Consider the following 14,528-nt stretch of genomic DNA (forward strand, 5'->3'; position numbering starts at 1 on the left):
GTCAGTCCTCCTGGCGGAAGAAGCGGAGCTGCGCGAGCGAGATGACGATCACGAGCGCGAAGAAGACGTAGGAGATGGCCGAGGCGTAGCCCAGCCGGTAGCCGCTGAACCCGACGTCGTAGACGTACTCCAGGATGGGACGGGTGGAGCCGTTCGGTCCGCCCTTGGTGAGGATGTAGATCTGGTCGAAGACCTTGAGCGAGGCCAGGATCTGGAGCATCGCCACCATCACCGTGGTCCTGCGCAGTTGGGGCAGGGTGATGGACCACAGCCGTCGCCAGGCGCCGGCGCCGTCGATCGCGGCGGCCTCGTCGAGGGCCTCCGGCAGGGACTGGAGGGCGGCCAGGTACAGCAGGAAGTTGAAGCCGACCGTCCACCACACCGTCAGGGCGGCGACGGACCACATGGCGACCGACTCGTCGGACAGCCAGCCGACGGGCTCCACGCCGAGCGCGCCGAGCAGTTGGTTGCCGAAGCCGACGTCCGGCTGGTAGAGCCAGAGCCAGATGACGGTCACCACGGTGACGGGCAGCAGATAGGGCGCGAAGAACGCCAGGCGCCACACCCACTGGCCGGCCAGGCCGCTGTGCACCAGCAGCGCCATCGCGAGCGCGACCAGGACCAGGGGCACGCACGAGATGAGCGTGAAGAAGACGGTGTTGCCCAGACTGCTCCAGACGTCGGGGTCACCGAACGCCTCGGCGTAGTTGGCGAAGCCGACGAATGAGGTGTCGCGCAGGGCGAGCGAGCTGTCGGTGAGGCTCATCCAGAGGCCGTGCACGACCGGCCAGACCAGGAAGAGCGCGAACAGCACCGCGAAGGGCAGGACGAAGAGGAGGCCGTTGCTCCGGCCCGCGGCGCCCTTGTTCCGGGGGCGGAGCCGGTTCCGCGGGGCGGGGGCCGGCGGCGCCGTGCTCGGGGGCACGGCACCGCCGGTGGGTGCGGTGGTTGTCACGTCAGTAGCTCCTTGTGCTCCGGTCAGGCCACCGGGTTGGGCTGCCGCAGCCGCGTCTCCGCCTCGCGGACCATCTGCCGTACGGCCTTCTCGGCCGAGGTGTTGCCGAGCAGCGCCGACTGGAGCGGCTGGCACATGCGGTTCTGGAAGTTCGACGCGGCTCCGGCGAACCAGTTCGGCGGGTCGAGCACCGCCACCTTGCCCGCGTCCGCGTAGGAGGACTGGGGGTCGAGCGCCGCGTACGCGGGACGGGACAGTACGGGCTGGTAAGCGGGTATGTGCCCGGCGCTCGCCCAGGTGAGGCTCTGCTTGATCATCTGCGCCACGTACCGGTGCGCCTCGCGCCGCCGCGCGGGGTCGGGGTCGGACTGGTGCGGCAGGACGAAGCTGTGCGAGTCGGTGTAGACGGCGGGCCGGTCGAAGACCTGCGGGAAGGGGGCGGCGCCGAGGCGGACGCCCGACTTCCGCAGGGCCGGGAGCTCCCACTCGCCGAGCATCGCCATACCGCCGCGACCGCCCATGAACGCGGCCATCGCGCCGTTGTAGTCGAGGTTGTTGGGATTGGTCCTGCCGTCGAAGAGGCGTTGCATGAACGACACGACCCGGACGGCCGCGTCGGTGTCGATCTCGGCGGGTCCGCCCTCGGGCAGGGTGAAGGCGGCGCCGGTCTGGGCGTAGAGAGCGGCGAACTGGCGCCAGCTCTGCGCGGTGTCGGTGACATGCCCGAAGAGGATGCCCGAGCCGCCGGTGACCTTCGCGAGCGCCTTTCCGGCGTCCAGCAGCGCTTCGGGGGAGCCCATGGGGGCGAGTTCGCCCGCCGAGTCGAGCAGTCCGGCCTTGTCCGCCGCGTCACGGTCGTAGAAGACGATGAAGGGGTGGACGTCCAGCGGGATCGCGTAGACGGTTCCCTCGTGCTGCGTCCGCTTCCAGACCGCGGGGGTGAAGTCGGCCTCGCGGCAGCCGAATTCGGCGAGCAGGTCCAGGTCGAAGGGGTCCAGCAGCCCGCCGGGGGCGTATCCGGCCAGCCGGGAGAGGTGCAGGACGGCCACATCGGACGCCCGGCCGCCGGCGGCCGACATCGCGAGCTTGGTGTAGTACGACGGGCCCCAGTCCAGGATGGTGCGGTCGACGGTGAAGCCGTCGCGAGCGGTGGAGACGGCCTTGATCATGTCGTTCATCAAAATGCCGTCGCCGCCCTGGAAGAGGTCCCAGACGCGCAGGGCGGAGGCGTCCGACGACGCGGCCGGCGAGGCACAGCCGGCCAGCGTGCCGGAGGCGAGCAGCGCGGCGCCGGCTCCGGCCATGCCGTAGCGCAGCAGCCCGCGGCGGCTGACGCCCTCGGCCGGCGGGGGCGTGGACAGCGGCCCCGGACCAGGAGCGGGTGGAGAAGAACTCATCACGGACCTTTCGACGGCCGGTCGACTCTGCCGGTTGACGGCGGCCACCGGCACGGGTGACCGGGGGCGGCCCACCGCGGGCAATGGGTGGGCACCGCTCCGGCGACCGGCGCGGTGCCATGTTTTTACAACGATGTACATCGGCTGTAAAGAGTTGTGGCAAGGTCTGTTGTACGGCGGGCGCGGCCGGGGCCGCACCAAGCCCCGGCCGCGCCCCCGCGACCCTCCGGTCCGGGTACGGCATAGACTCGGCGACGCACGGGAGCAGGGGGAATCGGTGGTGGCACGACCCAGGATCAAGGACGTCGCACGGCACGCGGGCGTGTCCGAGAAGACCGTCTCGAACGTGATCAACGACTATGTCCACGTCTCCGACCGCACCCGGCGCGTGGTGCGCGAGGCGATCGACCATCTCGGCTACCGGGTGAACCTGGCGGGGCGCCATCTGCGCACCGGGCGCACCGGGGTGATCGCGCTGGTCGTACCGGAGCTGGACGTCCCGTACTTCGCGGAACTGGCCCGGCATGTGATCCGCGCGGCCGAGCGGTGTTCCCTGACCGTGCTGGTCCACCAGTCCGGCGGGGACCGTCACCACGAGCTGGCGGCGCTGTCGGGGTTCGGTTCCGATTTCGTCGACGGCGTCATCCTCAGTCCGCTCGCCCTGACCTCCGACGATCTGCGCGAACACGCCGGGTCCCCGCCGACGGTCCTGCTGGGAGAGCTGCTGGAGGAGGGGGCCGACCATGTCGCGATCGACAACGAACGGGCCGCCCGCGAGGCCACCGAGCATCTGATCGCCCGCGGGCACCGCGACATCCTGGTCATCGGCGGGCGGGACGAGCCGGGGCTGGGAACGGCGGAGGCCCGCACCCGCGGTTACCGCGCCGCACTGGCGGCGGCGGGCATCGCCTACGACGCGGGGGCGCTGCTCCCCGTGGCCGCCTTCCGGATGCCCGAAGGGGCCGAGGCGGTGGCCCGGGCGCTGACCGGCGGCGCCCGTCCCGACGCGCTGCTGTGTCTCAACGACCAGCTGGCGCTGGGGGCGTTGCGGGCACTGTACGAGCACGGTGCGCGGGTGCCCGAGGACATCGCCGTGATGGGCTTCGACGATGTGGAGGGCGGGCGCTACAGCGTCCCGACGCTGAGCACCGTGGCCCCCGACAAGGGAGCGGTGGCCACAGCCGCCGTCGAGTTGCTGCGGCGCCGTATCGACGAGGCGAACCGGCCGGGCGGCCGGGCGGAGGCGCCGGCGTCGGCGCCCCTGTCGCCGCAGGACCACGTCGTGGCACACCGTCTGGTCCTGCGGGAGAGCACCGAGGGCACGCGGCACTGATCCGTACGGGCCCCGCGGCGGCGTACGGCACCACGCGTGACCGCGCCCGGGGAACGTGGGGTGCGTTCCCCGGGCGCGGCCGGATCCGTCGACCGTTCGTGCGGGTGGTTACTTGAGCAGGTACGCCTTGATGACGGTGACGTCGTAGGTGTTACCGCTCTTGTCGGTGAGCTTCGCCTTCAGGGAGACCGAGGTGGCCTTCTTGGGGTGGCTCAGGGACAGGGTCCGCTTGCCGCTCTTGGTGGTGACCGGGGCCTTGGACCACTTCTTGCCACCGTCGTAGGAGACCTGGACGGCGAGCGACTTGAGGTTCTTGGCCGCCGGTCCCTGGACGGTCAGCGGGACCGTGAGCTTCTGACCGGGCTTGGCGGTGCTCGCCAGGCTCAGCTTCGGGGCAAACCGGACCGTCGAGACCGGCAGCTTCACGACCTTGTCGGCCGCGCCCTTCTTGGTCGCGAAGGTCCAGGCCGCCGTGAGCCGGGTGCTGACGCCCGCGACCGAGGTGGAGCGGGTCGCGTCCGTACTGAGCTTGATCTTGGCGGACTTGGCCGGAAGGGCGTCGGTGTACAGGCAGAGGCTGTCCTTCTCGTTGACGACCTGCTTGCCGTCGACGGTGAGCACGGACTGCTGCTTGCTGACCTTCGATCCGCCGAGGTGGCCGGCGCCGTCGGTGAAATCGGCTATGCAGGCCAGCATTTCGTTGTTGTAGCGCTCGACGCCGCTGTCTCCGCCGACCTTCGGGCTGAACACACCGACGTTGTACGTCTCCGTGTACGTCTTCTTGGCCGTGTAGGACTTCGGCGCCGAGGACGCCAGCGAGACCTCGGAGTTGCCCCGGCCGTCGAGCTGTTCGACGCCGAGCCCCCAGGTGTAGCCCTTGGGCGTGGCGAAGAAGGTCTTGGCCGTGGTGGGCAGGGCGAACGGGTTGCCCATCATGCCGAGGGCGAACTGACCGGACGGGAGGACCCAGTACGCGGTGACGGAGCCCTTGCGGCTCTTGGCGGTGGAGCCGACCTTGGTGTTCACCAGGGCCAGTTCGCTCTTGGCGGCCTTGTGGGTGAACCCGGTGTAGAACGAACCGGCGCGGTTGTAGAGCAGGTTGTAGGTGGTGCTGCCCTTCTGCCAGATGCCGCCCGCCTGGGCGTTGAACAGCTTCGCCGGGACCGACGGGCCGACCTGGCCGACGCGGAAGCCCTTGTAGGAGTCCAGCATCCAGGTGCTGACGAAGCCGCCGTTCGCCGACGCGAGGTCGTAATTGACGTACGCCCCGCCGAGCTTGGCGGATTCCGGAGCGGTGACGTTCACCGGCTTGGCCTTGCGGGCGTCCATGGTGACCGTGAGGTTCTTGGTCAGCTCCAGCTTGGGCTGGACCATCCAGGCGATGTCCGGGTCGGCCTTCCCGTTGGGGGTCTGCACCTGGCCGTCGAGCAGGTACGTACCCTTCGGAACCCGGATCTTGGCGGTCCCGTCGCTCTTGGTGGCGGCCAGGTCCTTCCAGAGGCCGGTGTCGTGGCCGTAGAGGGTGCCGATCGACGGGGAGGGCTTGCCCTTGGTGTCGATGAACTTCACCGTGAGGTCGTACGACTCGACCTCGCGGACGGCACCGAAGGTCGTCCGGACACCCTGGCCGTCGGCGGCCTTGGCGACGACCGTACCGCTGAAGGCGCCGTCCTGGCTGCCCACGGCGGTGTGGGAGGTCAGGTCGACGCTCACCGTACCGCCGGCGGGGACGGTGACCTGGTTCGCGCCGAGGGTGAAGAAGCCGGCCGGGGCCGCCTTGCCCCGGGGGCCGACGGTCTCCAGCGACAGGTCGAGGGTGACGTCCTGCGTACCGCTGTTGTTGTACGTGATCTTCTTGGTGACCGGCTTGTCATTGGTGTGCGGCCACGGCTGGGTGCCGAAGTTCAGCCCGGTCTGCTCGCTGACGACGGTCTGGGTGATCGCCTTCGTCAGGTCGACGCGGCCGGTCCCCTGCTGGTACGGGGTCAGTCCCGAGCCGGACTTGGCCGAGGAGGTCAGCGTCTGCTTGATCCGCGCGCCGGTCCAGTCCGGGTGCTCCTGGGCGAGGAGCGCGGCGGCGCCCGCGACGTGCGGGGTCGCCATCGACGTGCCGGACATCGCCACATAGCCGTCGGCGGCCGGGCTACCGGCGACGCCCTTGGCGGCCTTCGCGGCGACGATGTCCACGCCGGGCGCGGTGACGTCGGGCTTCAGCGAGCCGTCGGCCGTCGGGCCCACGCTGGAGAACTCGGCGATCCGGTCCTTGCTGTCGACCGCGCCCACGGTCAGGGCGGAGGCCGCGCTGCCGGGGGAACCGATGGTCTGCGCGTCCGGTCCCTCGTTGCCGGCGGCGATGACGAACAGGATGTTCTTCTCGGCGGACAGCTTGTCGACCGCCGCCTCCAGCGGATCGGTCTCCGCGGTGTCCTGGCCGCCGAGGCTCAGGTTGGCGATCCGCGCGCCCTGGTCGGCGGCCCACTGCATGCCCGCGATGATGCCGGAGTCGTCGCCCCAGCCGTCGTCGTCGAGCACCTTGCCGTCCAGGATCTTCGCCCCGGGCGCGACCCCCTTGTACTTCCCGCCCGACTTCGCGCCGGTTCCGGCCGTGATCGAGGCGACATGCGTGCCGTGACCGACGTGGTCGACCGTGTTGCCCGAGCCCGAGAAGTCCTTCTGCGCGATCTCCGCGCCCTTGAGGTCGGGGTGGGTCTCGTCGACTCCGGTGTCCAGTACGGCGATCTTCACGCCCTTGCCGTCGTACCCGGCCTGCCAGGCGGCGGGCGCGCCGATCTGCGGCACGCTCTTGTCGAGGGCGGCCTTGCGCCTGCCGTCCAGCCACACCCTGGCGATGCCGGGGGCCGCCTCACGGGCCTCGCTCCGGGGATCGCCGGGCGCGGTGAGCGCCTCCCAGACGTCCGCCGTGTCGTCCTTCTGCGCCGTGAGCGCCTCGCCGCGAACGGCGGGCAGGACGCGGCGCACCGAGACGTCCGCCTCGGCGATGGCCGACTTCGCCCGCGCCTTCTGACTCGATTCGTTGGCGTACGACACGATCAGCGGGAGCGTCGCCCGGTGCGCGTCGTCGTACTCGGCCTTGAGCAGACCCGTCACATTGAACAGCCGCCGGTCCAGCTTCCCCTGGGCGACCAGCTCAGCGGCGTCGGCCGGCAGGACGTACATCTGGCCCGCGACACGGTTCACGTTCATCCGGACGCCCTCGCGTCCGTTCGCGGGCTGTACGCGCGTCACCCGGCCCCGGTCGTCCAGGTGGACCCGGTCGCCGGTGATGAGCGTGACCGCGGACCCGCCGGACCGCGCCTGCCGCGCCTTGGCGGCGAACGACTGGGCGGCTCCGGCCTCGCCGGCGGCGGACGCCGTACCCGCGGTGGCCGCGGACATGAGTCCGGCCGTGAGCAGAGCGGCCACCATCGCCGCGCCGGCTCTCTTCTTGTCAGTGCGCAAAATTCCCCCAACTCTTGAGGTATTAATCGAACAAATCCCCGACATGCAGGAGGTGCTGAGTATGCGCACATCCGGCACATGCGGAGAACCGACCGCCCACCAAGACGCACACCGCACGCAACTCGCGTCTCCTCGGGCGCGATTGGCGTGACTCCCGCTCTTGGTGATCGCTTCTGCACGGAAGACGAGGGCGATCCTCGATGGGTTCACTCGTACGGCGATCGAATTTTTTCGGGTCCGCCGCCTTGGGCCCCCAACTGGGCCCGTGGGCCCTGCTGACGCCTCGATCCCGTACCTAGGCTGCTGCCGCTCGGGCAGTTGTGCTGTGGCGACGGGACGAGGAGTGCGCATGAGGGGAGCCAGGACGTTTCCGGCCCGGCGGCCGGAAGGCGCGGCGAGCGGCGTCCGGGACCGGGGTGTGGCGGGTACGGAGTACGTGGCGATGATCCTGGTCGTCGCCATGATCTGCGCCGCGATCGTGGGCCTCTCGGTCCCGCAGGACGAGGCGACCGGGCTGAAGGCGGCGGTGTGCCGCGTCCTGCACCCGACCAGTGGCTCCGAGGCGTGTTCCAGCGGCGACTTCGACGACCCCGACAACCCCGCCGACGACCCGGACAACCCCGACGACCCCGTCGACCCACCGAAGAACGACCCCTTCCAGCCGGCGAAGTGCCTGCTGGCCGAGGACCAGACCAAGGACACCATCGTCCTCCAGATCCTCTTCATCAAGATCAGCGGATCGGAGACGATCAAACTTCAGCAGTGGTCGGACGGCACCGTCACGCTGGAGCGTGTGGACGACAGCAGTGTCGGTGTCACCGCCAGCATCTCGGCGGGCATACCGGGTCTGAAGGACTGGGGCGGCAGCGCCTCGCTCAGCGGCAGCTACTCCAAGGGCAGCGGCAGCGGCGGCCAGTGGGTCTTCGACAAGAACAAGAGCGACGACAGGCAGGGCGACCTGGAGGCCAACCTCGCGGACGCCAAGCAGTTCACGGAGTACCTGAGGGCGCAGTCCAAGTGCAACAACGCGCCGGTGGGGCCCCATTCGTCGGAGCTGGGCATGCTCTGCGGCTACAACGCCAACAAGAAGAAAGGCGACCTGGACCCCGAGCGGGCCCCGGACGTCGACATCACCAAGTCGACCACCGAACTGGCCGGCGGGCTGAGTTTCGGCAAGTCCTTCACCAAGGGCAAGGGCGACGACAAGAAAGACCTCGGCTCCATATCCACCGATCTCTTCTCCGCGTCGATGACGGAGGACGTCGTCGTTCTGCGCACCAAGACCGGCGCGGACGCCGGGAAGGTCACCTTCGTCTACACGTTCTCCGTCAGCGGTCAGGGCGGCGAGGGAGTGCAGGGCAAGGGAAGCAGGATGCAGCAGGTCGCCGTCACCTACGACGCCGCGGCCTACGACGAGGAGGAGGAGAACGGCGACCCCCACCACCCGCAGAAGCTGACCATCACCACCAGCCAGGAAGCCGGGGACGGCCCGGGTGTCAAGGTCGGTGCCGGAGCCAACGCGGGCCCGGTGACCATCGACGTGGGCGGCGGGGGCGGCGAGATCAACTCGAAGATCCACACCGAGACCGCCGAACTGCCCCTCGACAACGACGGCGACAGCACCCTGGTCGAGGACTGGCTGCGCGGACGCGGCGACTTCCCCGCCGGTGACGCCCTGCCCACCCCCTCCGACGCCGCCGAACCCCTCGGCGACGACGCCGGGCCCCTCGAAACACTCCTCCACGACAAGGCCAAGCTCTCCCGGCTCGACTACGAGGCCAACACCGACTGGTGGAACGCCTCGCTCGGCATCGGCCTCGGCATCTCGGCCGGGCAGGTCACCCTCGGCTTCAAACTCTTCGGCATCGACATCACCCACGAGCACAAGGAACAGACCATCACCGGCGACCCGACCTACGCCACCGGCCCGCAGAAGGGCGGCGGCCGCCCCTGGGTCGAATGGAAGAACTGCACCCAGACCACACCCGTCCCGGTCTGATCCCGGCCGTACGGTCCGAGGCGCCGGCGGTTTCCACACCGCCGGCGCCTCGTGCCGTACCCCCGCGCGGCGGCCCGCGCGACCCCGCGCCACCGCTCTGTTCCGGCCGCCCGCCACTCGCCGAACACCCGCCCCACTGGGCCCACAACTGGGCCCGAGGGCCCTGCCGATGGGCCCGGACCCATACCTAGGCTGCTACCGCTCGGGGGAGTTGGCGACGGCCCGGCAACGAGGAGTTCGGATGCGAAGGACCGAGGATTTCCGTGCCTGGCACGCACCTGGCAGCCGTGTGCGCGGCGTCCGGGACCGGGGTGTGGCGGGTACGGAGTACGTGGCGATGATCCTGGTCGTCGCCATGATCTGCGCCGCGATCGTGGGCCTCTCGGTCCCGCAGGACGAGGCGACCGGGCTGAAGGCCGCCGTGTGCCGCGTCCTGCACCCGACCAGCGGCTCCGAGGCGTGTTCCAGCGGCGACTTCGACGACCCCGACAACCCCGCCGACGACCCGGACAACCCCGACGACCCCGTCGACCCACCCGAGAACGACCCCTTCCAGCCGGCGAAGTGCCTGCTGGCCGAGGACCAGACCAAGGACACCTACACCGTCCAGATCATCTTCATCAAGATCAGTGGATCCGAGCAGGTGAAGGTCAGCCAGTGGTCGGACGGCACCGTCACGCTGGAGCGTGTCGTCGACAGCAGCGTCGGTGTCACCGCCAGCGTCTCGGCGGGCATACCGGGTCTGAAGGACTGGGGCGGCAGCGCCTCGCTCAGCGGCAGCTACTCCAAGGGCAGCGGCAGCGGCGGCCAGTGGCTCTTCAACGGCAACAAGAGCGACGACCCGCAGGCCGACCTGGAGGCCAATCTCGCGGACGCCAAGCAGTTCGCCGAGTACCTCAAGGCTTCCTCGAAGTGCAAGAGCGCGCCCCCGCGCGCGTGGGGCGCGGAGCTGGGGATGATCTGTGACCACGCCGCCAACAAGAAGCGGCCCGATCTCGATCCCGAGAAGGCTCCGGACGTCGACATCACCAAGTCGACCACCGAACTGGCCGGCGGGCTGAGTTTCGGCAAGTCCTTCACCAAGGGCAAGGGCGACGACAAGAAAGACCTCGGCTCCATATCCACCGACCTCTTCTCCGCGTCGATGACCGAGGACGTCGTGGTCCTGCGCACCAAGACCGGCCCGGACGCCGGGAAGGTCACCTTCGTCTACACGTTCTCCGTCAGCGGTCAGGGCGGCGAGGGAGTGCAGGGCAAGGGAAGCAAGATGCAGCAGGTCGCCGTCACCTACGACGCCGCGGCCTACGACGAGGAAGAGGAGAACGGCGACCCCCACCACCCGCAGAAGCTGACCATCACCACCAGCCAGGAAGCAGGCGAGGGCACGGGCATCAAGGTCGGCGCGGGAGCCAACGCCGGTCCGCTCCCGGTGACCATCGATGTCGGTGGCGGTGCCGGTGAGATCACGTCGACGATCCACACCGAGTCGGCGGAGCTGCCGCTCGACAACGACGACGACAGCACATTGGTGGAGGACTGGCTGCGCGGACGCGGCGACTTCCCCGCCGGTGACGCCCTGCCCACCCCCTCCGACGCCGCCGAACCCCTCGGCGACGACGCCGGCCCTCTCGAAACACTCCTCCACGACAAGGCCAAGCTCTCCCGGCTGGACTACACCGCCAACACCGACTGGTGGAACGCCTCGCTCGGTATCGGTTTCGGTGTCTCGGCCGGGCAGGTCACCATGGGCTTCAAACTCTTCGGCATCGACATCACCCACGAGCACAAGGAACAGACCATCACCGGCGACCCGACCTACGCCACCGGCCCGCAGAAGGGCGGCGGCCGCCCCTGGGTCGAGTGGAAGAACTGCACCCAGACCACACCGATCTGACGTCCTCCCCTCCCCGGTCGGGCTCCGGCCCGCGGCTGCTCCCCCCTCGGGGGCACGGCGCCGCGGGCCGGAGCCATGTGCGCCTTCGCGTGTGCGGGCGCGTCCTCGCCGCTTCGGGGCCGCCTTCTCGTGTGCGGTGCGCGGTCAGGGCAGCACGGCGATCCCGTCCAGTTCCACCAGGGCCTGCTCGTCCCAGAGCCGTACGACTCCGATCACGGCCATGGCCGGATAGTCCCGGCCCGCCGCACGACGCCAGATCCGGCCGAGTTCCGCCGCGTGGGCGCGGTAGTCCGCGACATCGGTGGTGTAGACCGTGACCCGGGCGAGATCGCCCGGACCGCCGCCCGCCGCGGCGAGCGCGGTGAGCAGATTGCCGAGCGCGGTGGCGAACTGGGCGGGGAGTGTGCCGCCGACGATCCCGCCCGTACCGTCGAGCGCGGTCTGTCCCGCCAGCAGGACCAGCCGGCGGCCGGTGGCGGTGACGGCATGCGAGAAGCCGGTGGCCGGGGAGAGCCCGGCGGGGTTGATCCGTTCCAGGCCCATCACCGCTCCCCGTCCCGGGTGTTGTCGGCCGTCCGGTACAACTCCTTGGCGATGATGGCCCGCTGGACCTCGCTGGCGCCCTCGTAGATGCGCGGAGCCCTGACCTCCCGGTAGAGGTGTTCCAGCGGATGGCCGCGCTGGAGGGCGCGGGCGCCGTGCAGTTGTACGGCGGTGTCGACGGCGAACTGGGCGGTCTCGGTGGCGTACAGCTTGGCCATCGCCGAACGCGCGGGCACATCGGGGGCGCCGGTGTCGTAGGCGCGGGCCGCCGCGTAGACCAGCAGCCGGGCCGCCTCGATCCGGGTCGCCACCTCCGCGAGCTGGTGGGAGACCGCCTGGAGGTCCCGCAGCGGGCCGCCGAACGCGGTACGGGTGGCGGTGTGCCGGACGGCCGCGTCCAGCGCGGTCTGCGCCATGCCGACGGCGAAGGCGCCGACGCTGGGGCGGAAGCGGTTCAGGGTGGCCATGGCCACCCGGAAGCCGTGGTCCACCTCGCCGAGGACATCGGCGCGGCCGACCGGTACGGCGTCGAAGACGAGGGAGCCGACGGGGTGCGGGGCGAGCATCTCGATCGCGGAGCCGGTCAGCCCCCGGCGCCCCGACGGCACGAGGAAGGCCGTCACACCACGGGCTCCGGGGCCGCCGCCCGTGCGGGCGAAAACGGTGTGGAAATCGGCCTCGGGCGCGTTGGAGATCCAGCGCTTCTCACCGGTCAGCAGCCACCCCCCGGCACTCCCGCCGTCCGGGACGGCCCGCAGGGACAGCGCCGCCGCGTCCGACCCGGCGCCCGGCTCGCTCAGCGCGAAGGCCGCCACGGCGCGGCCCGCGCCGACCTCGGGCAGCCAGCGGGCGCGTTGCGCGGGGGTACCGGCCAGCACGAGCGGGTAGCTGCCGAGCCCCTGGAGCGCGAGCGCGGTCTCGGCCTCCGTGCAGCCCTGGGCCAGGGACTCCCTGAGCAGACACAGGTCCAGCGCCCCGGCGGTGAACAGCCTTTCCAGCAGCCCTAGTTCACCGAGCGCGGCGAGCAGCTCCCGGTTCACCCGGCCCGGCTCTCCCCGCTCGGCGAGCGGACGCAGCCGCCGGGCGGCCAGGGTGCGCAGTTCGGCACACCACGCGGTCTGTACCGGATCGAGCGAGAACACGGACATCCGATCCCCCACTTCCAGCGGTTGTATCGCGGACCGTTGACTGTCGTCACGTTCACGATACGCTCGTTGGGCGACCCCACCACAGGTACTGCCGTGACCGGCAAGAGGGGGCGATCCATGGAGCTGACACCGTCCGCCCACACCGACACCTTCGCGCGTGACCATCTGCCGCCGGCGGAGCAGTGGCCCCGGCTCCTCCCCCTCCCCCCGGAACGGCCTGCCGGCGCCTCCCGGGCGGGCGGGCCGGGCTCGCCCGACCGGCTCAACTGCGCCGCCGAGCTGCTGGACCGTACCGTCGAGCGCTTCGGCGCCGACCGCCCCGCCTTCCGTACCCCCGCGGGCGAGGTGTGGTCGTACGGGCGGCTGCGCGAGCGGGTCGACCGGATCGCCCATGTCCTCACCACCGACCTGGGCGTGGTGCCGGGCAACCGTGTGCTGCTGCGCGGACCCACCACCCCCTGGCTGGCCGCGTGCTGGCTGGCGGTGCTCAAGGCGGGCGCGGTGGCCGTCACGGTGCTGGCGCGGCAACGCCCCTCGGAGCTGGCCGCCATGTGCGAGATCGCGCGGGTCGGGCACGCGCTGTGCGACGCCAGGTCGCTGGAGGGCCTCGCCCTCGCCTCGGTGCCGGGGCTGCGGATCACGGCGTACGGCGGGGAGGCGCCGGACGATCTGCTGCGGCTCGCCGAGGGCAGACCCGAGCCGTACCCGGCGGTGCCGACGGCGGCGGACGACGTGGCGCTGATCGCCTTCACCTCGGGGACCACGGGCCGGCCCAAGGGCTGTATGCACTTCCACCGCGATGTGCTGGCCGTGGCGGACACGTTCTCGCGCGAGGTGCTGCGCCCGGAGCCGGGGGATCTCTTCGCGGGCAGCCCGCCGCTCGGCTTCACCTTCGGCCTCGGCGGTCTCGTGGTCTTCCCGATGCGGGCCGGTGCCTGCGCGCTGCTGCTCGAACAGGCCCGCCCGGTCCAGCTGTTGGCGGCGGTGGCGGAGCACCGGGTCTCGGTGCTGTTCACCGCGCCGACGGCCTACCGGCTGATGCTGGCGGAGCTGACGGAGCGGCCGTACGACATCTCCTCGCTGCGGCGGTGTGTGTCGGCGGGCGAGAACCTGCCCGCCGGCACCTGGCACGCGTGGTACGAGCGCACCGGGCTGCGTCTCATCAACGGCATCGGGGCGACCGAGCTGCTGCACATCTTCATCTCGGCGGCGGACGACGCGATCCGGCCGGGGACGACCGGGGTGCCGGTGCCGGGGTGGCAGGCGCGGGTGGTGGACGGCGGCGGCGCGCCCGTACCGGACGGGGAGCCGGGGCTGCTGGCCGTCCGGGGCCCGGTGGGCTGCCGCTATCTGGCCGATCCGCGCCAGCGGGAGTACGTACGGGACGGCTGGAATCTGACCGGTGACACCTACGTGCGGGAGCCGGACGGCTACTTCCGCTATGTGGCCCGTGCCGACGACATGATCGTGTCGGCGGGCTACAACGTACCGGGACCGCAGGTCGAGGAGGCGCTGCTGGCCCATCCCGATGTGGTGGAGGCCGCCGTCGTGGGCCGTCCCGACGCGGTGCGCGGCACGGTCGTCGCCGCCTACGTGGTGGGGCGCGAGGGGTCGGCACGCGGCGAGGGGGCCGCTGAGGCGCTGCGGGAGTTCGTCAGGGCGCGGCTCGTGCCGTACAAGTGCCCCCGGGTCATCGTGTTCGTGGACGCGCTCCCCCGGACGCCCACCGGGAAGCTCCAGCGCTTCCGGCTGCGGGAGCCGGACGGGGACACGTCCGGGACAGGGCACGTTCTAGAGTGA

General features: G+C 70.9%; 9 protein-coding genes. 4 read left to right on the forward strand and 5 right to left on the reverse strand.

Going from position 1 to position 14,528, the window contains the following annotated elements; translation table 11 throughout:
* Nucleotide 1: 1 nt before the first annotated feature.
* On the reverse strand, nucleotides 2–955 hold the full coding sequence (locus tag ACFY6S_RS06450; protein WP_388823479.1) for a carbohydrate ABC transporter permease: 954 nt from the start codon (nucleotides 953–955) through the stop codon (nucleotides 2–4).
* Between the two features lie 23 nt (nucleotides 956–978).
* On the reverse strand, nucleotides 979–2,352 hold the full coding sequence (locus tag ACFY6S_RS06455) for an extracellular solute-binding protein (RefSeq protein WP_388823481.1): 1,374 nt from the start codon (nucleotides 2,350–2,352) through the stop codon (nucleotides 979–981).
* Between the two features lie 280 nt (nucleotides 2,353–2,632).
* Between ACFY6S_RS06455 and ACFY6S_RS06460 the strand changes: the two genes are divergently transcribed.
* On the forward strand, nucleotides 2,633–3,685 hold the full coding sequence (locus tag ACFY6S_RS06460) for a LacI family DNA-binding transcriptional regulator (protein ID WP_388823483.1): 1,053 nt from the start codon (nucleotides 2,633–2,635) through the stop codon (nucleotides 3,683–3,685).
* 108 nt (nucleotides 3,686–3,793) lie between these two features.
* On the opposite strand, the gene ACFY6S_RS06465 is transcribed toward ACFY6S_RS06460, so the two are convergent.
* Nucleotides 3,794–7,144 carry a S8 family serine peptidase gene (locus ACFY6S_RS06465; RefSeq protein ID WP_388823485.1) on the reverse strand — a complete coding sequence of 1,117 codons (3,351 nt, stop codon included), beginning with the start codon at nucleotides 7,142–7,144 and terminating at the stop codon, nucleotides 3,794–3,796.
* Between the two features lie 349 nt (nucleotides 7,145–7,493).
* On the opposite strand from ACFY6S_RS06465, the gene ACFY6S_RS06470 reads away from it, so the two are divergent.
* Together ACFY6S_RS06470 and ACFY6S_RS06475 are read left to right on the forward strand one after the other, a co-directional pair.
* Entirely contained in the window at nucleotides 7,494–9,143 is a 1,650-nt protein-coding gene (locus ACFY6S_RS06470) for a hypothetical protein (RefSeq protein WP_388823487.1), read from the forward strand.
* Nucleotides 9,144–9,384: 241 nt separating this feature from the next.
* On the forward strand, nucleotides 9,385–11,037 hold the full coding sequence (locus ACFY6S_RS06475) for a hypothetical protein (protein ID WP_388823489.1): 1,653 nt from the start codon (nucleotides 9,385–9,387) through the stop codon (nucleotides 11,035–11,037).
* A gap of 144 nt (nucleotides 11,038–11,181) precedes the next feature.
* On the opposite strand, the gene ACFY6S_RS06480 is transcribed toward ACFY6S_RS06475, so the two are convergent.
* The gene (locus ACFY6S_RS06480) at nucleotides 11,182–11,580 is read right to left on the reverse strand and encodes a RidA family protein (RefSeq protein ID WP_388823491.1); all 399 of its coding nucleotides are present in this window, start codon (nucleotides 11,578–11,580) and stop codon (nucleotides 11,182–11,184) included.
* The gene (locus ACFY6S_RS06485) at nucleotides 11,580–12,728 is read right to left on the reverse strand and encodes an acyl-CoA dehydrogenase family protein (protein WP_388823493.1); all 1,149 of its coding nucleotides are present in this window, start codon (nucleotides 12,726–12,728) and stop codon (nucleotides 11,580–11,582) included. The genes ACFY6S_RS06480 and ACFY6S_RS06485 overlap by 1 nt, the downstream gene beginning before the upstream one ends.
* A 117-nt stretch (nucleotides 12,729–12,845) precedes the next feature.
* On the opposite strand from ACFY6S_RS06485, the gene ACFY6S_RS06490 reads away from it, so the two are divergent.
* On the forward strand, nucleotides 12,846–14,528 hold the full coding sequence (locus tag ACFY6S_RS06490) for an AMP-binding protein (protein ID WP_388823495.1): 1,683 nt from the start codon (nucleotides 12,846–12,848) through the stop codon (nucleotides 14,526–14,528).

Origin of the sequence: Streptomyces sp. NPDC012835 (assembly GCF_042900885.1) — a bacterium.
Taxonomy (GTDB): Bacteria; Actinomycetota; Actinomycetes; order Streptomycetales; family Streptomycetaceae; genus Streptomyces.